At 68.7% G+C, this 24556-nt stretch carries 22 protein-coding genes, 1 tRNA gene and 1 pseudogene; 23 read left to right on the forward strand and 1 reads right to left on the reverse strand.

Translation table 11 applies throughout. The annotated features are described in order from the left end of the window. A tRNA-Arg gene (locus tag GA0115254_RS07200) sits at window positions 1–72 on the reverse strand. 171 nt (window positions 73–243) lie between these two features. On the opposite strand from GA0115254_RS07200, the gene GA0115254_RS07205 reads away from it, so the two are divergent. From GA0115254_RS07205 to GA0115254_RS07315, 23 genes and pseudogenes are all read left to right on the forward strand, one after another. Beyond that, entirely contained in the window at window positions 244–726 is a 483-nt protein-coding gene (locus GA0115254_RS07205; RefSeq protein WP_093894453.1) for a response regulator, read from the forward strand. Between the two features lie 55 nt (window positions 727–781). After that, window positions 782–1777, forward strand: coding sequence for an ArgS-related anticodon-binding protein NrtL (gene nrtL, locus GA0115254_RS07210; protein ID WP_093894454.1), 996 nt, complete (start codon window positions 782–784; stop codon window positions 1775–1777). Window positions 1778–1803: 26 nt separating this feature from the next. Continuing rightward, window positions 1804–3195, forward strand: a complete 1392-nt coding sequence (gene lysA, locus GA0115254_RS07215; RefSeq protein WP_093894455.1) for a diaminopimelate decarboxylase — start codon at window positions 1804–1806, stop codon at window positions 3193–3195. 95 nt (window positions 3196–3290) lie between these two features. Further along, window positions 3291–4646, forward strand: a complete 1356-nt coding sequence (locus tag GA0115254_RS07220) for a homoserine dehydrogenase (RefSeq protein WP_093894456.1) — start codon at window positions 3291–3293, stop codon at window positions 4644–4646. A 6-nt stretch (window positions 4647–4652) separates the two neighbouring features. Then, window positions 4653–5723, forward strand: coding sequence for a threonine synthase (gene thrC / locus GA0115254_RS07225; RefSeq protein WP_093894457.1), 1071 nt, complete (start codon window positions 4653–4655; stop codon window positions 5721–5723). A gap of 308 nt (window positions 5724–6031) precedes the next feature. Beyond that, the gene (thrB, locus tag GA0115254_RS07230; RefSeq protein WP_093894458.1) at window positions 6032–6949 is read left to right on the forward strand and encodes a homoserine kinase; all 918 of its coding nucleotides are present in this window, start codon (window positions 6032–6034) and stop codon (window positions 6947–6949) included. A gap of 393 nt (window positions 6950–7342) precedes the next feature. Continuing rightward, window positions 7343–9361, forward strand: a complete 2019-nt coding sequence (gene rho, locus GA0115254_RS07235) for a transcription termination factor Rho (RefSeq protein WP_093894459.1) — start codon at window positions 7343–7345, stop codon at window positions 9359–9361. A gap of 424 nt (window positions 9362–9785) precedes the next feature. Further along, a complete protein-coding gene (locus GA0115254_RS07240) occupies window positions 9786–10889 on the forward strand; it encodes an LCP family protein (protein ID WP_093894460.1) in 1104 nt (367 codons plus the stop codon). Between the two features lie 142 nt (window positions 10890–11031). After that, a complete protein-coding gene (gene rpmE, locus GA0115254_RS07245) occupies window positions 11032–11256 on the forward strand; it encodes a 50S ribosomal protein L31 (protein WP_019764351.1) in 225 nt (74 codons plus the stop codon). A 156-nt stretch (window positions 11257–11412) separates the two neighbouring features. Further along, window positions 11413–12489 carry a peptide chain release factor 1 gene (gene prfA, locus GA0115254_RS07250; protein WP_093894461.1) on the forward strand — a complete coding sequence of 359 codons (1077 nt, stop codon included), beginning with the start codon at window positions 11413–11415 and terminating at the stop codon, window positions 12487–12489. A gap of 42 nt (window positions 12490–12531) precedes the next feature. Then, window positions 12532–13377: a peptide chain release factor N(5)-glutamine methyltransferase gene (gene prmC / locus GA0115254_RS07255; protein ID WP_093894462.1), complete on the forward strand. Its 846-nt coding sequence runs from the start codon at window positions 12532–12534 to the stop codon at window positions 13375–13377. A 67-nt stretch (window positions 13378–13444) separates the two neighbouring features. Further along, a complete protein-coding gene (locus GA0115254_RS07260) occupies window positions 13445–14092 on the forward strand; it encodes an L-threonylcarbamoyladenylate synthase (protein ID WP_093894463.1) in 648 nt (215 codons plus the stop codon). Then, complete coding sequence (locus GA0115254_RS07265; protein ID WP_093894464.1) at window positions 14089–14730, forward strand: arsenate reductase/protein-tyrosine-phosphatase family protein; 642 nt, start codon at window positions 14089–14091, stop codon at window positions 14728–14730. The genes GA0115254_RS07260 and GA0115254_RS07265 overlap by 4 nt, the downstream gene beginning before the upstream one ends. Before the next feature lie 157 nt (window positions 14731–14887). Further along, window positions 14888–16153: a serine hydroxymethyltransferase gene (gene glyA, locus GA0115254_RS07270; protein ID WP_093894465.1), complete on the forward strand. Its 1266-nt coding sequence runs from the start codon at window positions 14888–14890 to the stop codon at window positions 16151–16153. A 92-nt stretch (window positions 16154–16245) separates the two neighbouring features. Further along, entirely contained in the window at window positions 16246–17631 is a 1386-nt protein-coding gene (locus GA0115254_RS07275; RefSeq protein WP_093894466.1) for an MraY family glycosyltransferase, read from the forward strand. 262 nt (window positions 17632–17893) lie between these two features. Beyond that, window positions 17894–18331 (forward strand): hypothetical protein, encoded by a 438-nt coding sequence (locus GA0115254_RS07280; protein WP_093894467.1) that lies wholly within the window; start codon window positions 17894–17896, stop codon window positions 18329–18331. A gap of 210 nt (window positions 18332–18541) precedes the next feature. Continuing rightward, the gene (atpB, locus tag GA0115254_RS07285) at window positions 18542–19378 is read left to right on the forward strand and encodes a F0F1 ATP synthase subunit A (RefSeq protein WP_176740012.1); all 837 of its coding nucleotides are present in this window, start codon (window positions 18542–18544) and stop codon (window positions 19376–19378) included. Between the two features lie 72 nt (window positions 19379–19450). Then, window positions 19451–19678, forward strand: coding sequence for an ATP synthase F0 subunit C (gene atpE / locus GA0115254_RS07290; RefSeq protein ID WP_030386954.1), 228 nt, complete (start codon window positions 19451–19453; stop codon window positions 19676–19678). 38 nt (window positions 19679–19716) lie between these two features. Continuing rightward, entirely contained in the window at window positions 19717–20262 is a 546-nt protein-coding gene (locus tag GA0115254_RS07295; protein WP_093894469.1) for a F0F1 ATP synthase subunit B, read from the forward strand. Further along, window positions 20259–21074, forward strand: a complete 816-nt coding sequence (locus GA0115254_RS07300) for a F0F1 ATP synthase subunit delta (RefSeq protein ID WP_093894470.1) — start codon at window positions 20259–20261, stop codon at window positions 21072–21074. Before GA0115254_RS07295 ends, GA0115254_RS07300 begins: the two co-directional genes overlap by 4 nt. 133 nt (window positions 21075–21207) lie before the next feature. Continuing rightward, window positions 21208–22779: a F0F1 ATP synthase subunit alpha gene (gene atpA, locus GA0115254_RS07305; protein ID WP_093894471.1), complete on the forward strand. Its 1572-nt coding sequence runs from the start codon at window positions 21208–21210 to the stop codon at window positions 22777–22779. Between the two features lie 3 nt (window positions 22780–22782). After that, on the forward strand, window positions 22783–23697 hold the full coding sequence (locus GA0115254_RS07310) for a F0F1 ATP synthase subunit gamma (RefSeq protein ID WP_093894472.1): 915 nt from the start codon (window positions 22783–22785) through the stop codon (window positions 23695–23697). Then, window positions 23697–24556: pseudogene (locus GA0115254_RS07315) on the forward strand (F0F1 ATP synthase subunit beta); the annotation flags it as partial. The gene GA0115254_RS07310 and the pseudogene GA0115254_RS07315, both read left to right, overlap by 1 nt.

A 24556-nucleotide genomic window follows, 5' to 3' on the forward strand; every position in this document is an offset into this window, starting at 1 on the left:
TGCCCTCGGCAGGATTCGAACCTGCGCACACGGCTCCGGAGGCCGATGCTCTATCCCCTGAGCTACGAGGGCGTATCGCTGTGGTGCTCGGCGACGGGTGAAACACTACCAGCTTCCGCGGGGTGTCCGTGAACAGGTATTTCCGGGCTGTCGGAGGCGGCGGTACAGGCCGCGCAGAGGGGGCGTAGGGGTGGTCCTGGGTGTATCCGGCCACCCCCTCGCACCACTCGTCCGGGGTCGGAAATGGGCAAAACCCGGACGCAGCCCCTACACCCCGCCTACTCTCGGAGTGTGTCAGGCGCTTGTGGCCGCGTGCTTGTTGTCGACGACAACAAGGTCATCCGGCAGTTGATCAGGGTCAATCTTGAGCTTGAGGGCTTCGAGGTCGTGACCGCGGCCGATGGTGTCGAGTGTCTGGATCTGGTGCATCGGGTCTGTCCCGATGTGATCACGCTCGATGTCGTCATGCCCCGGCTGGACGGTCTGCAGACCGCCACCAGATTGCGCTCCGATCCGCGGACCAGACATCTCCCCGTGGCGGTCATCAGTGCGTGTACGCCGTACGAGGTGGACAGCGGGGTCGCTGCAGGCGTCGATGCGTTCCTGGCGAAGCCCTTCGAGCCGAGCGAGCTGGTACGGCTCGTACGGCAGTTGACGGACAGGGGGGACCCGCCGTCGGTCGACGGCAGACACGGTGCCGGGAGGGCGGAGAGCGCCGCAGGGTGACCGCATGGCGAAACCGGGTCGCAGTGTGCCCCCCTTTCTCCCATACGCTTGTCCTGTGACCCCCGCCGATCTCTCCAGGACCGTGCTGCACGCCGTGCGCCGCGCGGTCGACGAGGACGCCTTGCGCGCGCCCGTGCCCGCGCGCGTGCGGGTGGAGCGGACAAGGCCGGGCGGGCGCGGGGACTACGCCACTGCCGTCGCCCTCCAGCTGGCCGGGCCCGCCGCGCTGCCGGCCAGGGAAGTGGCCGAGATTCTTCGGGAGCGGATGCAGGGGGCGCCGGGGATCGGTGGTGTCGAGGTCACCGGGCCCGGGTTCCTGAACTTCACCCTGGACGGTGACGACGGCCTGGCCGCCGTTGTCGGCGCCATCGAGGCGCGCGGTTCCGAGTACGGTCACGGGAACGCCCTCGTCGGCGTCAGGGCCTCGTTCGCACCCGTCGACGAGCTGCGCGCGCGTGTCGTCACCGGGGCCGTCGAGCAGCTGCTCCGGTCTCAGGGGGCGGAAGTCGGGGCGCGGGCGGCCGACGGGGAGGCGCTGCATGTGGTGCCCGTGCCCGCCGCGGACCGCGATCTCTTCGCACGGCTCGGGAGCGACGCCGCGCGCTGGGCACTGCTGCGGGCCGCCCCGCACGACCACGCCCGGTGCACAGGGAGCGATGAGCTCCTCGTACAGCAGGAAAGCAATCCGTTGTTCCGGGTGCGGTACGCGTACGCCCGGACCAGGGCCCTGAGCCGGAACGCTCAGCAGCTCGGGTTCCGTGGCGCCTACGAGGAGAGTGTGGACGCGCCCGTGCTCGGTGCACTGCTCGCCGACCATCCCGGTGTGCTCGCCGCCGCCGCCCGCCACCGTGAGCCCGACCGGCTCGCCCGGCAGCTGGAAGCGGTCGCGCAGGCCTTCTTCGACTTCCACGACGGCGCCGCTCCGCTCCCCGTCGGTGACGAGAAACCCTCGGCCGCCCACCGCTCCCGGCTCGCCCTTGCCGAAGCCGCCGGGACGGTGCTGGCAGGCGGCCTGTCCCTGCTCGGCATCAGCGCACCCGAAGTCCTCTGAGAGACCCGAGAGAGCAGAGCAGCACGATGAGCCGATCCGCACACCCCGCCGGACCCCGTCACGCCGATGTCATGACGGAAGGGCACTACACGGCCCCGCCCGCCGATCTCAACGTCCTGGACGAGAAGGTCTGGGCCCGTACCGTCGCCCGCAACGAGGACGGTGCGGTCACCGTCGGCGGGATCGAAGTGACGCGACTGGCCGAGCAGTTCGGCACCCCCGCCTACTTCCTCGACGAGAGCGACTTCCGGGCCCGCTGCCGGGCCTGGGCCGACGCGTTCGGACGCGACGCCGATGTGTTCTACGCCGGGAAGGCGTTCCTGTCGCGGGCGATCGTGCGCTGGCTCAAGGAGGAGGGGCTCAACCTCGACGTCTGCTCCGGGGGAGAGCTGACCTGCGCTCTGGACGCCGGGATGCCCGCCGAGCGCATCGCCTTCCACGGCAACAACAAGACCGTCGCGGAGATCGAGAGGGCGGTCACCGCCGGCGTCGGGCGGATCGTGCTCGACTCCTTCCAGGAGATCGCCCGGGTCGCGCACATCGCGCAGGGGCTCGGCAAGCGGCAGCGCGTACAGATCCGGGTGACCGTCGGCGTCGAGGCACACACCCACGAGTTCATCGCCACCGCACACGAGGACCAGAAGTTCGGGATCGCGCTGGCCGGGGGGCAGGCGGCCGAGGCGGTGCGCCGGGCGCTCACCCTCGACGGGCTCGAACTCATCGGCATCCACTCACACATCGGCTCGCAGATCTTCGACATGGCCGGCTTCGAGGTCTCCGCCCGGCGCGTGGTGCAGCTGCTCGCCGAGGTGCGCGACGAGCACGGCATCGAGCTGCCCGAGATCGACCTGGGCGGCGGGCTGGGCATCGCCTACACCTCCGAGGACGATCCGCGCGAGCCGCACGAGATCGCCAAGGCGCTAGGCGACATCGTCACCCGTGAGTGTGAGGCGGCGGGGCTCGCCACCCCGCGGATCTCCGTCGAGCCGGGGCGCGCCATCGTCGGCCCCACCGCGTTCACGCTGTACGAGGTCGGCACGATCAAGCCCCTGGAGGGGCTGCGTACGTACGTCAGCGTCGACGGCGGCATGTCGGACAACATCCGCACCGCGCTGTACGACGCCGAGTACAGCGTCGCGCTCGTCTCGCGCACCTCCGACGCCGAGCCGATGCTCGTGCGTGTCGTCGGCAAGCACTGCGAGAGCGGCGACATCGTGGTCAAGGACGCGTTCCTGCCGTCCGACCTGGCGCCCGGCGATCTGATCGCCGTGCCCGCCACCGGTGCGTACTGCCGCTCCATGGCGAGCAACTACAACCATGCCCTGCGCCCGCCCGTCGTCGCCGTGCGCGACGGGGAGGCGCGAGTGATCGTCCGGCGCGAGACGGAGGAAGATCTCCTGCGTCTCGATGTCGGCTGATGAAATAGATGTCTCAGGATCCGGACGAGTGGCAGAAACTCCCGTCTGGTGAGTGAGACTGGTCCACACATCAGATGTAAAGGAAACGAGGTCGGATGATGCGTACGCGTCCGCTGAAGGTGGCGCTGCTGGGCTGTGGAGTGGTCGGCTCAGAGGTGGCGCGCATCATGACGACGCACGCCGCCGATCTCGCCGCGCGCATCGGCGCGCCGGTCGAGCTCGCCGGTGTCGCCGTGCGCCGGCCCTCCAAGGTGCGGGAGGGGATCGACCCCGCACTGATCACCACCGATGCGACGGCCCTGGTCAAACGGGGCGACATCGACGTCGTCATCGAGGTCATCGGTGGCATCGAGCCCGCCCGTACCCTCATCACCACCGCCTTCGAGCACGGCGCGAGTGTCGTCTCCGCCAACAAGGCGCTGCTTGCCGAGGACGGCGCCGCTCTGCACGCCGCCGCCGAGCAGTACGGCCGGGACCTCTACTACGAGGCCGCCGTGGCCGGCGCCATCCCGCTCGTACGGCCGCTGCGTGAATCCCTTGCCGGGGACAAGGTCAACCGGGTCCTCGGCATCGTGAACGGCACCACCAACTTCATCCTCGACCGGATGGACACCAGTGGCGCCGGATACTCCGAGGCGCTCGACGAGGCCACCGCTCTCGGGTACGCCGAGGCCGACCCGACCGCCGACGTCGAGGGCTTCGACGCCGCCGCCAAGGCCGCGATCCTGGCCGGAATCGCCTTCCACACCCGGGTGAAGATCGGTGAGGTGCACCGCGAGGGCATCACCGAGGTCACCGCCTCCGACATCGCCTCGGCCCGCCGCATGGGCTGCACCGTCAAGCTCCTCGCCATCTGCGAGCGTGCCGCCGACGGGCAGTCCGTCACCGCGCGTGTGCATCCGGCGATGATCCCGCTGAGTCACCCGCTCGCCTCCGTCCGCGAGGCGTACAACGCGGTCTTCGTCGAGGCCGAGGCGGCCGGACAGCTCATGTTCTACGGCCCCGGCGCCGGTGGCTCGCCGACCGCCTCCGCGGTCCTCGGCGACCTCGTCGCGGTCTGCCGCAACAAACTCAACGAGGCCACCGGCCCCGGCGAGTCCGCGTACACGCGTCTGCCGGTCAGCCCCATGGGCGAGGTCGTCACGCGGTACCACATCAGCCTCGACGTGGCGGACAAGCCTGGCGTACTCGCCCAGGTCGCGACGGTCTTCGCCGAACAGGGCGTATCCATCGATACGGTCCGTCAGCAAGGCCGAAATCCAGGCAGCGGCGACGAAGTCGCCATCGAGCAGGGTGGCGGCGGGCGACGGTCGGGCGGAGGCGGCGAGGCATCCCTCGTCGTCGTCACCCACCGCGCGCCCGACGCCGCCCTCTCGGCGACCGTCGAAGCGCTGCGCAAGCTCGACACCGTGCGCGGTGTCGCCAGCATCATGCGTGTTGAAGGGGAGTAAGGACCCATGACCACCAAGGGCACCCACCAGTGGCGCGGCATCATCGAGGAGTACCGGGACCGCCTTCCGGTCACGAGCACGACGCCGGTCGTCACGCTTCGTGAGGGCGGTACCCCGCTCGTCCCCGCTCAGGTCCTCTCCGAGCGCACGGGCTGCGAGGTGCACCTCAAGGTCGAGGGCGCCAACCCCACCGGGTCCTTCAAGGACCGCGGTATGACGATGGCGATCACCCGGGCCAAGGAGGAGGGCGCACAGGCCGTCATCTGTGCCTCCACCGGCAATACCTCCGCCTCCGCCGCCGCGTACGCGGTGCGGGCCGGCATGGTCTGCGCCGTCCTCGTACCGCAGGGCAAGATCGCGCTCGGCAAGATGGGCCAGGCGCTCGTGCACGGCGCCAAGATCCTCCAGGTCGACGGCAATTTCGACGACTGCCTGACGCTGGCCCGCTCGCTCTCGGACAACTACCCGGTGGCGCTGGTCAATTCGGTCAACCCGGTCCGTATCGAGGGCCAGAAGACCGCTGCGTTCGAGATCGTCGACGCGCTCGGCGACGCCCCGGACATCCATGTCCTCCCGGTCGGCAACGCGGGCAACATCACCGCGTACTGGAAGGGTTACAAGGAGTACGCGGGCGACAGCATGTCCACGCACACCCCGCGCATGTGGGGCTTCCAGGCCTCCGGCTCCGCGCCCATCGTCCGCGGCGAGATCGTCAAGGACCCGTCGACCATCGCCACCGCGATCCGGATCGGCAACCCGGCCTCCTGGCAGTACGCGCTGGACGCCCGGGACGAATCGGGCGGTTTCATCGACGAGGTGACGGATCGCCAGATTCTGGCCGCCTACCGGCTGTTGGCCTCCCAGGAGGGCGTCTTCGTCGAGCCCGCTTCGGCCGCGTCCGTCGCCGGTCTGCTGAAGGCCGCCGAAGAGGGCAAGGTCGACCCGGGTCAGAAGATCGTCTGCACGGTCACCGGCAACGGGCTCAAGGACCCCGACTGGGCCGTCGCGGGCGCTCCGCAGCCGGTCACGGTCCCGGTCGACGCGGCCACCGCTGCCGAGAAGCTGGGCCTCGCGTAGGCCCCGAGGTCGGCCGGCAGGCGCCTCGTTCGTCTGTCGGTAAGAACCCAGCTCAACCGCCCCTTTTCGGGGCGGAGAGCGCATAGGAGGCGGGCGACACGCATCGTGCGCCTCCTGTGCGCCCTATGTCGCCACGGAACCTTCCTTCGATAAGCTGTACCCAACCCGCCCGCCGCATCTGCCGCGGTGCAAGGGCCGTTGTGGCCGTCGGTTCCCCGGAATCCCACTCCCCGCCGCCACGACCTCCCGCCAGCATCGAGAAAACGCTTCACCACCCCCGCTGTCTCACAAGGAGAGTCGTCTAAGCGATGGCCGGTCCCGCCTTCCGAGCCGCCGCCGTCCGGGTGCGCGTCCCTGCGACCAGCGCCAACCTGGGCCCGGGTTTCGACGCCTTCGGCCTGTCGCTGGGGCTGTACGACGACGTCGTCGTCCGCGTGGCCGACTCCGGACTGCACATCGACATCGCGGGTGAGGGCGCGGACACGCTGCCCCGCGACGAGAGCCACCTCCTCGTACGCTCCTTGCGCACGGCCTTCGACCTGCTCGGCGGACAGCCCCGCGGCCTGGAGATCGTCTGCGCCAACCGGATCCCGCACGGACGTGGCCTCGGCTCCTCCTCCGCCGCCATCTGTGCCGGCATCGTCGCCGCCCGCGCCGTGACGACCGGCGGTGACGCCCGGCTCGACGACGCCGCGCTGCTGGAACTCGCCACCGAGATCGAGGGCCACCCCGACAATGTCGCGGCCTGTCTGCTCGGCGGGTTCACCCTTGCCTGGATGGACGGCGGATCGGCCCGCGCCATCAGGATGGACCCCGCAGATTCCATCGTTCCGGTGGTTTTCGTCCCCAGCAAGCCGGTCCTGACCGAGACCGCCCGCGGACTGCTGCCGCGCACGGTCCCGCATGTCGACGCCGCCTTCAACGCAGGCCGTTCCGCGCTCCTCGTCGAGGCCCTGACCAGACACCCCGAGCTGCTGCTCACCGCCACCGAGGACCGGCTGCACCAGGAGTACCGTGCCCCGGCGATGCCGCAGAGCGTGGAACTCGTGAACCGACTGCGCGCCGACGGCATCCCCGCAGTCATCTCCGGTGCCGGGCCGACGGTGCTCGCACTGGCCGAGGACGGTGCGGCCGACAAGGTCGCACAGCTGGCGGGCGAGGGATGGGCGGCCAATCGGCTGACTCTCGACGCCCCGGGTGCGAGTGTGCTGCCGCTCGCCCCGTAGCCGAGAAGTGATTGCCGGTGAGTGAGAGGGGGAATGTTTGTTGGAGCCGGTAGTGTTAACCTCAAGTCTGCAACCGACGTCTATGTGGCGCGTTGCTTCGTGTCCCTTTCCGGGACCACCAATTCTTCCGGGAGCCTCCCCAACTGCCTGAGCAGCCTGCCTGAGCAGTTTCGTGCACGCTCCGGAACCGGCACGACACCCCTCGCTTGTCCAGGAGTGGGCCGAGCAGGGGGATGCTCGCGCCGGACCCTTGCACACCTTCATCTCTCCGCCGTACCCGGCGGACCACCGCCCCGGCACGGTCCGCGATCCGCAAGATCACAGACCGCAGTCGGACAGCACAACCGGTCGCCGAGCCAGAAGGCCGACGTCCGCTCCAGGGAAGGACCCTTCGTGAGCGACACCACCGATCTGATGGGCGTGACTGCCGACAAGAGCGTCGACAGCGCCGCGCCCGCCGAAGGTGCTGCCACTGGCACCACCGCACGGCGCCGCCGCTCCGGCACCGGCCTTGACGGCATGGTCCTGGCCGAGCTGCAGCAGGTCGCGTCCGGCCTCGGCATCAAGGGCACTGCGCGGATGCGCAAGGGCCAGTTGATCGAGGTCATCAAGGAGGCGCAGGCCGGTAGCTCCGCCGCGCCCAAGGCCGCCGCGCCCGCCGCGGATGCCGAGACCAAGCCGAAGCGCCGTGCCACCTCCAAGGCGCGCACCGGGGACGAGTCCGCGGCCGCCGCGCCCGCCGAGAAGGCCGCCGCGCAGCAGCAGATCGACATCCCCGGCCAGCCGGCCAGCGACGACCAGCCCACGGGTGAGCGTCGTCGGCGTCGTGCGACCGCCCAGGCGGGCAGCCCGGAGACCAAGGCGGAGAGCAAGCCGGCCGCCGAGGCCAAGGCGGAGACCCAGGCCGAGCCGAAGAGCGACGACCGCACCGACGCCAAGGCCGAAGCCGCCGCCGATACGGCCGAGGGCCGCCGGGGCGACCGCCAGGACCGCGGCCAGCGGGGTGACCGTCAGGAGCGTGGCGAGCGCGGGGAGCGCCGCGACCGTCAGCGCGACCGCCGCGGCAAGGGCGACGAGCAGGGCGGTGGCCAGGGCCAGCAGGGCGGCCAGCGCCAGCAGCGCCAGGGCCAGCAGCAGGGCGGCGGCCCGCAGGACGACGGTTACGACGACGAGGCAGGCGGCCGTCGCGGTCGTCGCGGCCGCTACCGCGACCGCCGTGGCCGCCGCGGCCGCGAGGACTTCGCCAGCGAGGTCCCCGTCTCGGACGACGACGTCCTGATCCCCGTCGCGGGCATCCTGGACATCCTCGACAACTACGCGTTCATCCGGACCTCCGGCTACCTGCCGGGCCCGAACGACGTGTACGTCTCGCTCGCCCAGGTCCGCAAGAACGGCCTGCGCAAGGGTGACCACGTCACCGGTGCGGTGCGCCAGCCCAAGGACGGCGAGCGTCGCGAGAAGTTCAACGCGCTGGTCCGCCTCGACTCGGTCAACGGCATGGCGCCCGAAACCGGCCGCGGCCGCCCGGAGTTCCAGAAGCTGACCCCGCTCTACCCGCAGGACCGGCTCCGCCTGGAGACCGACTCCAACGTCCTGACGACGCGGATCATCGACCTGGTCGCACCGATCGGCAAGGGCCAGCGAGGCCTGATCGTGGCCCCGCCGAAGACCGGCAAGACCATGATCCTGCAGGCGATCGCCAACGCGATCACGGTCAACAGCCCCGAGTGCCACCTGATGGTCGTCCTGGTCGACGAGCGTCCGGAAGAGGTCACCGACATGCAGCGGTCGGTGAAGGGCGAGGTCATCTCCTCGACCTTCGACCGTCCCGCCGAGGACCACACCACCGTCGCCGAGCTGGCCATCGAGCGCGCCAAGCGTCTCGTCGAGCTGGGTCACGACGTGGTCGTCCTGCTGGACTCGATCACCCGCCTCGGCCGTGCGTACAACCTCGCGGCCCCGGCTTCCGGCCGCATCCTGTCCGGTGGTGTCGACTCGACCGCGCTGTACCCGCCGAAGCGCTTCTTCGGTGCCGCGCGCAACATCGAGGACGGCGGCTCGCTGACCATCCTGGCCACCGCGCTCGTCGAGACCGGCTCGCGCATGGACGAGGTGATCTTCGAGGAGTTCAAGGGCACCGGCAACATGGAGCTCAAGCTCGACCGGAAGCTCTCGGACAAGCGCATCTTCCCGGCGGTGGACGTCGATGCGTCCAGCACCCGTAAGGAAGAAATCCTGCTCGGCAGTGACGAGTTGGCCATTGTCTGGAAGCTGCGCCGGGTGCTGCACGCGCTCGACCAGCAGCAGGCGATCGAGCTTCTCCTGGACCGGATGAAGAAGACCCAGTCCAACGCGGAGTTCCTGCTCCAGATCCAGAAGACGACGCCGGCTCCGGGCAACGGCAACGACTGACGTCGTACCCGGATCGGCTGAATCACAGGACCGCCCCCGTCACTTCGGTGACGGAGGCGGTCCTGCGTCGTAGGGGTCCGCGCATGTGGCGCAGTCGATTCGACCCTTTCGACCGATCCGAGACCTTCGCCACACAAGCGCCACGACGGCAGGGGTCACCACGATGCCTGTACCTGGCAAGAAACCGCAGGTGAGCGCGGGATCACCAGCTGTTCATGAAGGCCGTCGATCCCTTTTGTCCTCACGCCGGCGTGACAGGTCGCTGTGCAACCCTTATTTGTGCCGCGACGTCGTACGAAGTGGCAACAAGTCGCCGAAGCCGACAGAACCAGTGCCGCGACACGGCTGCAGGGATCGGGGCCTGCCCGGCGGATCAGGGCCGGACGGGCCCGGGTCGGGAGAAGCTGACGACAGAGGGAGAGGGATGACCGAGCAGAGCGGGAGCGGCGGCCGAATACGCCCCACCGGCAAACGCCGGAAGAGACCTTCCCGTCGCCGCAGGGCGACGGTGATCGCCGCATGGACCCTGGCCGGTGCCGTGGTCGTCGGCGGCGGCGGGCTCGGATACGCCTACTTCAAGCTCAACGGCAATCTCAAGGCCGTCGACATCAACGCGGCGCTCGGAAAGAACCGCCCCGACAACGTCGACAACGGCTCCGAGGACATCCTCGTGCTCGGCTCGGACTCCCGCTCCGGCGCGAACTCGAAGTACGGCGCCGACGAGGGCACGGCCCGTTCCGACACCGCGATGGTCGTGCACATCAACAAGGGCCACAAAAGCGCCTCCGTCGTCTCCATCCCGCGCGACACCCTCATCACCCGCCCCGAGTGCACCAGCGACACCACGGGGCAGCCCGTCGCGGGCGAGCAGCGCGCGATGTTCAACACGGCGTACGAGGTCGGCGGACCGGCCTGTGCGGTCAAGACCGTCGAGTCCATGTCCGGCATCCGCATGGACCACTACCTCGAAGTCGACTTCACCGGCTTCAAGAAGCTCATCGACGAGCTGGGCGGCGTGAAGATCACCACCACCAGGGCGATCAACGACTCCAAGAGTCATCTGAATCTCGAACCCGGCACCCACACGCTCGACGGCGAGCAGTCGCTGGGCCTCGTCCGCACCCGCAAGAGCGTCGGCGACGGCAGCGACCTCGGCCGCATCCAGCTTCAGCAGGCGTTCATCAAGGCGCTGATGGAACAGGTCAAGAACGTCGGGGTGTTCTCGAATCCGAAGACTCTCTTCGACCTCGCGAACACGGCGACAAAGGCCATCACCACCGACTCCGACCTGGGTTCGGTCCAGCAGCTCACCGGCTTCGCGAACGGCCTCAAGGGGCTCGGCTCGAAGAACGTCCACATGGTCACCCTGCCCGTGCAGTACGACCCGGCCGACCCGAACCGCGTCGTACCGCTGGAGGAATCCGCCCAGCAGGTGTGGACGGCGCTCAAGCACGACAAGGCCATCCCCGCCTCCGCCACCGAGAAGTCGGCGGGCGACAAGGGCGTCGCGGGCGGCATCGTCCGGTGACGGGGCGGGCCGGGAATAGTTGCGGCCCGCCCCCGGTTTTGGGAGATACGGCCGGTCCTGGCAGACTGGTACGTCGGCCCCGGTTCACGGACGCGCAATCCGCGCGTACGACCCGGTGCCCTCCCGAACCTAGGAGAAACCCTTGAAGCGCGACATCCACCCCGAGTACGTCGAGACGCAGGTCAGCTGCACCTGTGGCGCGTCGTTCACGACCCGGAGCACCATCGACGGCGGCACCATCCGCGCCGACGTCTGCTCCGAGTGCCACCCGTTCTACACGGGCAAGCAGAAGATCCTCGACACCGGTGGCCGCGTGGCCCGCTTCGAGGCCCGCTTCGGCAAGGCTGCCGGCTCCGCCAGCAAGTAGCGAGCCACTGCGCCGGTTCTCGGCGCCCTCTTCCCGGGGGCGCCGAGACCGGCGTTTTTTTCCGGCCCGGGGTACGGGCCGTCCCCGTACCCCGGGCCCGGACAGCAGCACGCCGTCCAGCAGGCACGTCTGAGTGAAGAAACCAGGAGCCCGAAGATGTTCGAGGCCGTCGAGGAACTGATCGGCGAACAGGCCGATCTTGAGAAGAAGCTCGCGGACCCGGCGGTCCACGCCGACCAGGCCAACGCGCGCAGGCTCAACAAGCGCTACGCCGAGCTGACCCCGATCGTCGGCACGTACCGCTCCTGGAAGCAGGCCGGGGACGACATCGAGACGGCGCGCGAGCTCGCCGCCGACGACCCCGACTTCGCCGCCGAGGTCAAGGACCTGGAGAAGCAGCGCGAAGAGCTCACCGAGAAGCTCCGCCTCCTCCTGGTCCCGCGCGACCCCAGCGACGACAAGGACGTGCTCCTGGAGATCAAGGCGGGCGCGGGCGGCGACGAGTCCGCCCTGTTCGCCGGAGATCTGCTGCGGATGTATCTGCGCTACGCCGAGCGCGTCGGCTGGAAGACCGAGATCATCGACTCCACCGAGTCCGAGCTCGGCGGCTACAAGGACGTCCAGGTCGCTGTGAAGACCAAGGGCGGCAACGGCGCCACCGAGCCCGGCCAGGGCGTGTGGGCCCGACTGAAGTACGAGGGCGGGGTGCACCGCGTGCAGCGGGTGCCGTCCACCGAGTCGCAGGGCCGTATCCACACCTCGGCCGCCGGTGTGCTCGTCACACCGGAGGCCGAGGAGGTCGACGTCGAGATCCACGCCAACGATCTCCGTATCGACGTCTACCGCTCCTCGGGCCCCGGCGGCCAGTCCGTCAACACCACGGACTCGGCGGTCCGCATCACACACCTGCCGACCGGCGTCGTCGCCTCCTGCCAGAACGAGAAGAGCCAGCTCCAGAACAAGGAGCAGGCCATGCGTATCCTGCGTTCGCGACTGCTCGCGGCCGCCCAGGAAGCCGCCGAGCAGGAAGCTTCGGACGTACGACGCAGCCAGGTGCGTACGGTCGACCGTTCCGAGAAGATCCGTACATACAACTTCCCGGAAAACCGGATCTCGGACCACCGCGTCGGCTTCAAGGCGTACAACTTGGACCAGGTGCTCGACGGCGACCTGGATTCCGTGATCCAGGCCTGTGTCGACGCCGACTCCGCAGCCAAGCTCGCCGCCGCATAAGCCCAAGCCCGCCCCGCCCGTAACCCCGTACGGAGAACCGCGATGAACCTGCTGCTCGCCGAGGTGGCCCAGGCCACTCAGCGGCTGGCCGACGCCGGTGTGCCCTCACCGCGATTCGACGCGGAGGAGCTCGCCGCGTTCGTGCACGGCGTCAAGCGGGGCGAGCTGCACCATGTGCCGGACGCAGACTTCGACGCCCGCTACTGGGAGGCCATCGCCCGCCGCGAGGCCCGCGAACCGCTGCAGCACATCACCGGACGCGCCTTCTTCCGCTACCTGGAGCTCCAGGTCGGACCCGGTGTCTTCGTCCCCCGTCCGGAGACCGAATCGGTCGTCGGCTGGGCGATAGACGCCGTCCGCGCGATGGATGTCGTCGAGCCACTCATCGTCGACCTCTGCAGCGGATCGGGCGCCATCGCCCTGGCCATGGCGCAGGAGGTGCCCCGCTCGCGCGTGCACGCGGTCGAGCTCTCCGACGACGCCGTGAAGTGGACCAGGAAGAACGCCGAGGGGTCGCGGGTCAGCGTCCACCACGGAGACGCGCTCACGGCCCTGCCCGAGCTCGACGGTCAGGTCGACCTGGTCATCTCCAACCCGCCGTACATCCCGCTCACCGAATGGGAGTACGTGGCACCCGAGGCCCGTGACCACGATCCGGAGATGGCCCTCTTCTCCGGCGAGGACGGCCTCGACACCATCCGCGGCATCGAACGCACCGCACACCGTCTGCTGCGTCCCGGCGGCCTCGTCGTCATCGAGCACGCCGACACCCAGGGCGGCCAGGTGCCATGGATCTTCACGGAGGAACGCGGCTGGGCCGACGCGGCCGACCATCCCGACCTGAACAACCGGCCGCGGTTCGCCACGGCCCGCAAGGCCATGCCGTGACCGGCGGCCACCACCCCCCGCACGACCCGTACCCGTCATACCCGTACATGCTTGAGGAGGCCGGCTGATGGCACGGCGATACGACTGCAACGACGCGACCGACCGTACGACGGGTCTGCGTGAGGCCGCGTCGGCCGTCCGCCGCGGCGAACTGGTCGTGCTGCCCACCGACACCGTGTACGGGATCGGTGCGGACGCCTTCAGTGCCGAGGGCGTCGCCGACCTGCTGGACGCCAAGGGCCGCGGCCGCAACATGCCGACGCCCGTCCTGATCGGCTCCCCGAACACCCTGCACGGACTGGTCACCGACTTCTCCGAGCAGGCCTGGGAGCTCGTCGACGCCTTCTGGCCCGGCGCCCTCACGCTCGTCGCCAAGCACCAGCCGTCGCTGCAGTGGGACCTCGGGGACACCCGCGGCACCGTCGCGATCCGGATGCCGCTGCACCCGGTCGCCATCGAGCTGCTCACCGAGGTCGGCCCGATGGCCGTCTCCAGCGCCAATCTCACCGGACACCCGGCACCCGAGGACTGCGACGCCGCCCAGGAGATGCTCGGCGACTCCGTCTCCGTCTACCTCGACGGCGGCGCGACGCCCGGCATCGTGCCCTCGTCGATCGTCGATGTGACCGGCAAGGTCCCCGTACTGCTGCGTGCCGGTGCGCTCTCCGTCGAGGAACTCCGCAAGGTGGTACCCGACCTCGAGGTGGCCAATTGACCGCCCCTGAGGGGCGTGGCATAGCGGGGCAGGCCGACACTTTCCGCATCCTCCACGTCAGCACCGGCAATGTCTGCCGCTCACCGATCACCGAGCGGCTGACCCGGCACGCCCTGGTGGACCGCCTCGGCGATCCGCTCAGCGGCGGACTGATCGTGGAGAGTGCGGGCACCTGGGGCCACGAAGGCGCCCCCATGGAGGCCAATGCCGAGATCGTCCTTGCCGACTTCGGCGCCGACACCACCGGCTTCGTCGGCCGGGAACTGCTCGACGAGCATGTGATCCGTGCCGACCTGGTACTCACCGCCACCCGCGACCACCGGGCACAAGTGATCTCGATGGGTCACTCGGCCGGCCTGCGGACCTTCACCCTCAAGGAATTCACCCGGCTGGTCCGGGCCATAGACCCCGCCACGTTGCCCGACGCGCGCGACGAGGGTGTGGTCGAGCGCGCCCGCGCACTGGTCCGTGCCGCGGCCGCGCTGCGCGGCTGGCTGCTGGCCCCCACCGCCGATGCCGACGAGGTGTACGACCCGTACGGCGCCCCGATCACGTTCTTCCGCTCCATCGGCGACGAGATCAACCAGGCCCTCGACCCGGTCGTCACCGCACTGACCGGCGTACCCGCCGCGCACTGACGCTTGCGTCTGCGCCACTCTGACGGCCGTACACACGGGCCCGGTACCAGGGGGCCCAACGGGTGTACGGCGTCGCCGTACAGCAGGCAGGGGGCCCGTCACGGGCCTACATTGGAGCTGACGTCAGCGCACCCCTCCCCAGGCCCGGAGCCGTCAGATGCCGGTCACCACTCCAGCCGCACCCACCTCCGCCGCCCAGGCCGCCCTGCCGCAGGATTTCGGCGCCCTGCTCCGGGAGGACCCGGAGATCGCCACCGTGCTGCTGGAGGAGCTGGGCCGGCAGTCGAGCACCCTTCAGCTGATCGCCGCCGAGAACTTCACTTCGCCCGCGGTCCTCGCCGCCCTCGGCTCACCGCTCGCCAACAAGTACGCCGAGGGCTATCCCGGCGCCCGCTACCACGGCGGCTGCGAGCAGGCCGACGCCGCCGAACGCATCGCCTGCCGGCGGGCCACCTCGCTCTTCGGCGCCGAACACGCCAACGTCCAGGCGCACTCCGGCTCCTCCGCCGTCCTCGCCGCATACGCGGCCCTGCTGCGCCCCGGCGACACGGTGCTCGCGATGGGACTCCCGTACGGAGGGCATCTCACCCATGGCTCGCCCGCCAACTTCTCCGGCCGCTGGTTCGAGTTCGTCGGTTACGGGGTGGACTCCGAGAGCGGCCTGATCGACTACGAGCAGGTGCGCGCCCTGGCCCGTGCGCACCGCCCCAAGGCGATCGTCAGCGGCTCGATCTCGTACCCCCGCCATCCCGACTACGAACTGTTCCGGGAGATCGCCGACGAGGTGGGCGCGTATCTCATCGCCGACGCCGCGCATCCGATGGGGCTGATCGCCGGGGGAGCGGCGCCGAGCCCCGTCCCCTACGCCGACGTGGTCTGCGCGACCACGCACAAGGTGCTGCGCGGTCCGCGCGGCGGGATGATCCTGTGCGGTGCGGAGCTGGCCGAGCGGATCGACCGGGCGGTCTTCCCGTTCACCCAGGGTGGCGCGCAGATGCACACGGTCGCCGCGAAGGCCGTCGCGTTCGGGGAGGCGGCCACTCCGGCGTTCACGGCGTACGCCCACCGGGTGGTGGCCCATGCCCGGGTGCTGGCCGCAGGTCTGGAGGCCGAGGGCTTCGAGGTCACCACGGGCGGCACGGACACCCACCTGATCGTCGCGGACCCGGCTCCGCTGGGCGTCGACGGACCCACTGCGCGCACCCGGCTGGCAGGGGCGGGCCTGGTGCTGGACACCTGCGCGCTTCCGTACGGGGACGCCCGGGGCATCAGACTCGGTACCGCGGCGGTCACCACCCAGGGCATGGACGACGCCGACATGGCGCGGCTGGCCGTGCTCTTCGGAGCGGCGGTACGTGAGGAGGGCGACATCCGCGCGGAGGTTCAGGAACTGGCCCGGAAATATCCGCCCTATCCGGGGTAGACGTGATCCGTGCAACCATCGGCCCGGCCTCCGTGTCCTCAACCATGAGCCCGACGTAGTTAAGGTGTGGGCTGAGATGGCCGGCGAAATCTATGGGGCAGCCCGTGCGTGATTACCTGCTGACGCTCTGTGTCACGGCCGCGGTCACCTATCTGCTGACCGGCCCGGTGCGCAAGTTCGCCATCGCGGTCGGGGCGATGCCCGCGATCCGTGCGCGTGACGTCCACCGAGAACCGACACCGAGGCTCGGTGGCATCGCCATGTTCGGCGGACTGTGCGCCGGGCTGATCGTCGCGGACCATCTGTACAACCTCGACAGCGTCTTCCAGCTCTCCAACGAACCGCAGGCGCTGCTCTCCGGGGCGGCGCTGATCTGGCTGATCGGCGTCCTGGACGACAAGTTCGAGATCGACGCGCTGATCAAGCTGGGCGGGCAGATGATCGCCGCCGCGGTCATGGTCATCCAGGGCCTGACGATTCTGTGGCTGCCGATCCCCGGAGTCGGCACCGTCGCGCTCACCCAGTGGCAGGGAACGCTGCTCACGGTCGCCCTGGTCGTCATCACCATCAATGCGGTCAACTTCGTCGACGGTCTGGACGGTCTCGCGGCGGGCATGGTGTGCATCGCCTCCGCCGCGTTCTTCCTGTACACGTACCGGCTCTGGTACGGGCACATGATCGAGGCGGCGGCCCCCGCGACGCTCTTCACGGCGATCCTGATGGGGATGTGCCTGGGCTTTCTGCCGCACAACATGCATCCGGCCCGGATCTTCATGGGCGACTCGGGTTCGATGCTGATCGGCCTGGTGCTCGCGGCCGGTGCGATTTCGGTCACCGGGCAGGTCGACCCGGACACGATGAAGCTCTTCGCCGGAAGCGAGCGCGAGGCCACCCACGCGATGCTGCCGGTCTTCATCCCGCTGCTGCTGCCGCTGACCATCATCGCGATCCCGGCCGCCGACCTGGTGCTGGCGATCGTGCGGCGTACGTGGAACGGCCAGTCGCCGTTCGCGGCGGACCGTGGCCATCTGCACCACCGGCTGCTGGAGATCGGCCACTCGCACAGCAGGTCCGTGCTGATCATGTACTTCTGGTCGGCCCTGATCGCCTTCGGTGCGGTCGGCTACTCCGTGCACTCGGCGTCCCTGTGGATCGTGATCGTGATCGTGGGCCTGAGCGCCCTGGGCCTCGTCCTGCTGTTGATGCCGCGCTTCACTCCGCGGGCGCCGTACTGGGCGGAACGCTTCGTACCGCCCCGTTACCGGCGTCGCCGCAACGAGGGCGAGGTGCCCGAGGCGGAGTCCTCATCTGCGCACGAGGTCCAACAGGGGCCGCTGGAAACGCAGATGGGGCAGCAGGGGCACGAGCTCCCGGAGCGGGTTCCGGTCGTCGTGGGAGTCTCCGGCGTCAACGGGGCGACTGCCATCGGCCCCCGTTCGCGTATTTCGGACAGAGATAAGGCTGATTCCTCGCGTTGACGATTCGGTCATCGAGGGGCATTAGCGGACAAAGCATCGAGTTACCTTGCTCACACGCGCAGGTTCACTCTCACGTGTGACGGCAAGCACACTTTCTTGGTAAAGACCTCATCAAATAGTTTGTGATACCGTTCACGAAGCCCGGTGACGGAGTTGAAGGACCTGAGTACCACGGTCCATCGGCCCGAGGCATCGACTCGGACCGGGCCTACGCTCGTCCATGACGACACACTGCCCACCCCCTGCAAGCGGAGCTGCCGCCATGCCGTCCAACGACGCCCGGACTCTCCTTCAAGCCGCCGTACCCACCGCTGTCGCCGGCGCTGTCGCCGCTGCCGTCAGCGCTGGCGTTGCCGGTGGCGAGGGAGCCCTGGGCGCGGTCGTTGCGACGCTCGTGGTGATCCTCTTCATGGGGATCGGACTCGGGGTCCTGCAACGGACCGCGAGGTCCCTGCCCCACCTGTTCCAGGCGATGGGGCTGATGCTCTATACAGCTCAGCTCCTCCTGCTGTTCATCTTTGTCGCCGCATTCAAGAACACGACGATGTTCAACCCGAAGGCTTTCGCGATCACGCTGGTCGCGACGACCCTCGTGTGGATCGGCGCACAGGCGCGTGCGCACATGAAGGCCAAGATCCTTTACGTCGAACCCGAGTCCGACAAGGCGGAAAAGCCCGAGAATGCGGGTTCGAAGTCGTGAAGGGTAGGGGCGGGATAAGTGCAGGTTCAAGACCCTGCTATCGTCCGGTTCCAACTGCGGCACTGCGGGCGCGGGCATGTGAGCTGACGCCTGCTCGATCGCGAGGCTCAATGCCTGACTGCCGCTCACACATCCGTAACACCAGTCCAGTGCCGAACCGCGGCTGCGCGCCGCGCCGACACAACGAGGTTGCCGTACCTATGCGCCACGCTGAAGGAGCCCGCGGTGAGTGCTGACCCGACACAGGTGCTCGCCTTCGAGACCGATTGCCACATCTTCTCCGGTTGTGGTTTCCCGGGTCCTGGCTTGCACTCTTTCCTGTTCGAGCCGATCTTCGGTGACGCGAACAGCAACGTCTACTTCAACAAGACGATGCTGCTGGCGCTCCTCGGTACGGTCATCATCGTCGGCTTCTTCTGGGCCGCCTTCCGCAAGCCGAAGGTCGTCCCCGGCAAGCTGCAGATGGTCGCCGAGGCCGGATACGACTTCGTCCGCCGCGGCATCGTCTACGAGACGCTCGGCAAGCGCGAGGGCGAGAAGTACGTCCCGCTGATGGTGTCGATCTTCTTCTTCGTCTGGATGATGAACCTCTGGTCGATCATCCCGCTCGCCCAGTTCCCGGTGACGTCGATCATCGCGTACCCGATGGGCCTGGCGCTGATCGTCTACATCCTCTGGATGAGCATCACGTTCAAGCGCCACGGTTTCGTCGGCGGCTTCAAGAACCTGACGGGCTACGACAAGTCGCTCGGCCCGGTGCTGCCGCTGGTCATGGTCATCGAGTTCTTCTCGAACGTCCTGGTCCGGCCCTTCACCCACGCGGTCCGACTCTTCGCGAACATGTTCGCCGGTCACACGCTGCTGCTCCTTTTCACCATCGCCAGCTGGTACCTGCTGAACGGCATCGGTATCGCCTACGCGGGTGTCTCGTTCGTGATGGTCATCGTGATGACCGCCTTCGAGCTGTTCATCCAGGCTGTTCAGGCGTACGTCTTCGTGCTCCTGGCGTGCAGCTTCATCCAGGGCGCTGTCGCCGAGCACCACTGATCGCGCCTCCCATACCCCCAGTCGTCCGGTGGCCAACCCCCGCCGGTCCGTGAAAGAGAAGGAAGAACTGGCATGTCCCAGACCCTTGCCGCCGTCACCGGTTCCCTCAGCTCCGTCGGTTATGGCCTGGCCGCCATCGGCCCCGGCGTCGGCGTCGGCATCATCTTCGGTAACGGCACGCAGGCTCTCGCTCGTCAGCCCGAGGCTGCCGGCCTGATCCGCGCCAACCAGATCCTCGGCTTCGCCTTCTGTGAGGCGCTTGCCCTGATCGGTCTGGTCATGCCGTTCGTCTACAGCTGACGAACTGCGACTAGTCCGTTCCGACGAAAGGCACTGATGTGAACCCCCTGGTTCAGCTCGCGGCGGAGAAGCCTGAGAATCCGCTCGTTCCGCCGATCCCTGAGCTCGTCATCGGCCTGATCGCCTTCGTCATCGTCTTCGGCTTCCTCGCCAAGAAGCTCCTCCCGAACATCAACAAGGTTCTGGAAGAGCGCCGCGAGGCCATCGAAGGCGGTATCGAAAAGGCCGATGCGGCCCAGACCGAGGCCCAGAGCGTTCTTGAGCAGTACAAGGCTCAGCTCGCCGAGGCCCGCCACGAAGCCGCGCGTCTGCGCCAGGAGGCGCAGGAGCAGGGCGCCGTGATCCTGCAGGAGATGCGGGCGGAAGGCCAGCGGCAGCGCGAGGAGATCATCGCTGCCGGCCACGCCCAGATCGAGGCCGACCGCAAGGCTGCGGCTTCCGCGCTGCGTCAGGACGTGGGCAAGCTCGCCACCGACCTGGCCGGCAAGCTCGTCGGCGAGTCCCTCGAGGACCACGCCCGGCAGAGCGGCACCGTCGACCGTTTCCTCGACGAGCTCGAGGCGAAGGCCGAGGCTGCCCGATGAACGGCGCGAGCCGCGAGGCACTGGCTGCCGCACGTGAGCGTCTCGACGCGCTGACCGACAACACGTCGGTCGACGCGGCGAAGCTCGCCGAGGAGCTGGCCGCCGTAACGGCACTGCTTCAGCGTGAGGTCTCACTGCGGCGGGTCCTGACCGACCCGTCGCAGGCCGGCGAGGCCAAGGCCGAGCTGGCCGGACGGCTGCTGCGCGGTCAGGTGGGCGGCGAGACCGTCGATCTGATCTCCGGCATGGTCCGCTCCCGCTGGTCGCAGTCGCGTGACCTGGTCGACTCGGTCGAGGAACTGGCGAACACCGCAGACCTCACCGCCGCCCAGCGCAGCGGAGACCTCGACAATGTCGAGGACGAGCTGTTCCGGTTCGGCCGGATCGTCGCCTCCGACAAGGAGCTGCGCGCCGCGCTCACCAGCCGGTCCGCGTCCGTCGCCGCCAAGAGGGAGCTGCTGCACAGCCTGCTCGGCGGCAAGGCACGGCCCACCACCGAGCGCGTCGTAGTGCGGCTTGTCACCCAGCCGCGTGGACGTAGCCTGGAAGCGGGACTCGAGTCCCTCTCCAAGCTTGCCGCGGAGCGCCGGGACCGCATGGTCGCCGTGGTCACCTCGGCAGTGCCGCTGAGCGATCAGCAGAAGCGTCGTCTCGGCGCCGCACTGGCGAAGATCTACGGACGGCCGATGCACCTGAATCTCGATGTGGACCCCACGGTCCTCGGCGGGATCGCGGTGCGGGTCGGTGACGAGGTCATCAACGGCACGGTCGCGGAGCGCCTCGACGAGGCGACCCGTCGCATGGCCGGCTGACGAGCGCAGCAACAGAACAGAGCAAGACCAGCGGCCCGGTTGGGCCGTGCAGAAATTGCAGAAGATTCCTGGGGGTCGGCCCCCAGACCCCCTTAAGAAACTTCGGGCCCAACAAGGAGAGCAGGGAACCCAGATGGCGGAGCTCACGATCCGGCCGGAGGAGATCCGGGACGCGCTGGAGAACTTTGTCCAGTCGTACAAGCCGGACGCGGCCTCGCGCGAGGAGGTCGGTACGGTCAGCGTTGCCGGCGACGGCATCGCGAAGGTCGAGGGTCTTCCCTCGGCCATGGCGAACGAGCTGCTGAAGTTCGAGGACGGCACCCTCGGTCTCGCCCTCAACCTCGAGGAGCGCGAGATCGGTGCGATCGTCCTCGGCGAGTTCAGCGGCATCGAAGAGGGCCAGCCGGTGCAGCGCACCGGTGAGGTGCTCTCCGTCGGCGTCGGCGAGGGTTACCTCGGCCGCGTCGTCGACCCGCTCGGCAACCCGATCGACGGTCTCGGCGAGATCGCGACCGACAGCCGCCGCGCCCTCGAGCTGCAGGCCCCTGGCGTCATGGTCCGTAAGTCGGTGCACGAGCCGATGCAGACCGGCTACAAGGCCGTCGACGCCATGGTGCCGATCGGCCGCGGCCAGCGTCAGCTGATCATTGGTGACCGTCAGACGGGTAAGACCGCTCTGGCCGTCGACACGATCATCAACCAGCGCGACAACTGGCGCTCGGGCGACGTGAACAAGCAGGTGCGCTGCATCTACGTCGCCATCGGTCAGAAGGGTTCCACCATCGCCTCCGTGCGTGGTGCCCTGGAAGAGGCCGGTGCGCTCGAGTACACGACCATCGTCGCCGCCCCGGCGTCCGACCCGGCCGGCTTCAAGTACCTGGCGCCGTACACCGGTTCGGCCATCGGCCAGCACTGGATGTACCAGGGCAAGCACGTCCTGATCATCTTCGACGACCTCTCGAAGCAGGCCGACGCCTACCGCGCCGTGTCGCTTCTGCTGCGCCGTCCGCCGGGCCGCGAGGCCTACCCGGGCGACGTCTTCTACCTGCACTCGCGTCTGCTGGAGCGCTGCGCGAAGCTCTCCGACGAGATGGGCGCCGGTTCGATGACGGGCCTCCCGATCGTCGAGACCAAGGCGAACGACGTGTCGGCGTTCATCCCGACCAACGTCATCTCCATCACCGACGGCCAGTGCTTCCTTGAGTCCGACCTGTTCAACGCCGGCCAGCGTCCGGCCCTGAACGTCGGTATCTCGGTCTCCCGTGTCGGTGGCTCCGCCCAGCACAAGGCCATGCGCCAGGTCTCCGGCCGACTCCGTGTCGACCTCGCCCAGTACCGCGAGCTGGAGGCGTTCGCCGCCTTCGGTTCCGACCTGGACGCGGCCTCGAAGGCGTCGCTGGAGCGCGGTAAGCGCATGGTCGAGCTGCTGAAGCAGCCGCAGTACCAGCCGTACCCGGTCGAGGAGCAGGTCGTCTCCATCTGGGCCGGCACCAACGGCAAGATGGACGACGTCCCGGTCGAGGACATCCGTCGCTTCGAGAGCGAGCTGCTGGAGTACCTGCGCCGTGAGCGCAAGGACCTCCTGACCAGCATCGCCGAGGGCGCCAAGATGTCCGACGACACGCTGCAGGCGATTGCCGACGCGGTTGCCGCCTTCAAGCAGCAGTTCGAGACCTCGGACGGCAAGCTCCTGGGCGAGGGCTGATCGATGGGCGCTCAGCTTCGCGTTTACAAGCGCCGCATTCGCTCCGTCACCGCCACGAAGAAGATCACCAAGGCGATGGAGATGATCGCCGCTTCGCGCATCGTCAAGGCGCAGCGCCAGGTGGCGGCGTCGACGCCGTACGCGACCGAGCTCACCCGTGCGGTGACCGCGGTGGCGACCGGCTCCACCACCAAGCACCCGCTGACCACCGAGGCCGACGCTCCGGCGCGGGCCGCGGTCCTGCTCATCACGAGCGACCGCGGTCTGGCCGGCGGTTACTCCTCCAACGCCATCAAGGCCGCGGAGCGACTGACCGACCGGCTGCGCGGTGAGGGCAAGGAGGTCGTCACGTATGTGATCGGCCGCAAGGGTGTCGCCTACTACGGATTCCGAGAGCGCAAGATCGAGGAATCGTGGACGGGCTTCACCGACAGCCCGACGTACGCGGATGCGAAGCGGACTGCGGCCCCGCTGATCGAAGCGGTCACCAAGGAGACCGCCGAGGGCGGCGTGGACGAGCTGCACATCGTCTTCACGGAGTTCGTGTCGATGATGACGCAGAATCCGGTGGACAACCGGATGCTGCCGCTCAGCCTCGACGCCGCGAAGGAGGAGGACGGCAAGGGCGAGATCCTGCCGCTCTTCGACTTCGAGCCGTCGGCGGAGGACGTCCTCGACGCCCTGCTTCCGCGGTACGTCGAGAGCCGGATCTACAACGCGCTGCTGCAGGCCGCTGCTTCCGAGCACGCTGCCCGCCGCCGCGCGATGAAGTCGGCCACCGACAACGCCGGTGAGCTCATCAAGAGCCTCTCCCGGCTTGCCAACGCGGCCCGCCAGGCCGAAATCACCCAGGAAATCAGCGAGATCGTCGGTGGTGCCAGTGCACTGGCCGACGCGACCGCGGGGAGTGACAAGTAATGACGACCACAGTTGAGACGGCCGTTGCCACGGGCCGCGTTGCCCGGGTCATCGGCCCGGTCGTCGACGTGGAGTTCCCCGTCGACGCGATGCCGGAGATCTACAACGCGCTGACCGTCGAGGTGGCCGACCCGGCCGAGGACGGCAAGCTCAAGAAGCTGACGCTCGAGGTCGCACAGCACCTCGGCGACGGCGTGATCCGCGCGATCTCGATGCAGCCCACCGACGGTCTGGTCCGCCAGGCCCCGGTGACCGACACGGGCACCGGCATCACGGTCCCGGTCGGCGACATCACCAAGGGCAAGGTGTTCAACACCCTTGGTGAGATCCTGAACAAGCCCGAGGCCGAGGCCGAGGTCACCGAGCGCTGGCCGATCCACCGCAAGGCGCCCAACTTCGACCAGCTCGAGTCCAAGACCGAGATGTTCGAGACCGGCGTCAAGGTCATCGACCTTCTCACCCCGTACGTCAAGGGTGGAAAGATCGGTCTGTTCGGTGGTGCCGGTGTCGGCAAGACCGTTCTGATCCAGGAGATGATCTACCGCGTCGCCAACAACCACGACGGTGTGTCGGTGTTCGCGGGCGTCGGTGAGCGTACCCGTGAGGGCAACGACCTCATCGAGGAAATGGCCGACTCGGGCGTCATCGACAAGACGGCGCTTGTCTTCGGTCAGATGGACGAGCCGCCGGGCACGCGTCTTCGTGTGGCGCTGGCCGGTCTGACCATGGCGGAGTACTTCCGCGATGTGCAGAAGCAGGACGTGCTCTTCTTCATCGACAACATCTTCCGGTACACCCAGGCCGGCTCCGAGGTGTCCACCCTGCTCGGCCGTATGCCGTCCGCGGTGGGTTACCAGCC

Source organism: Streptomyces sp. Ncost-T10-10d (genome assembly GCF_900091955.1).
Classification (GTDB): Bacteria; Actinomycetota; Actinomycetes; order Streptomycetales; family Streptomycetaceae; genus Streptomyces.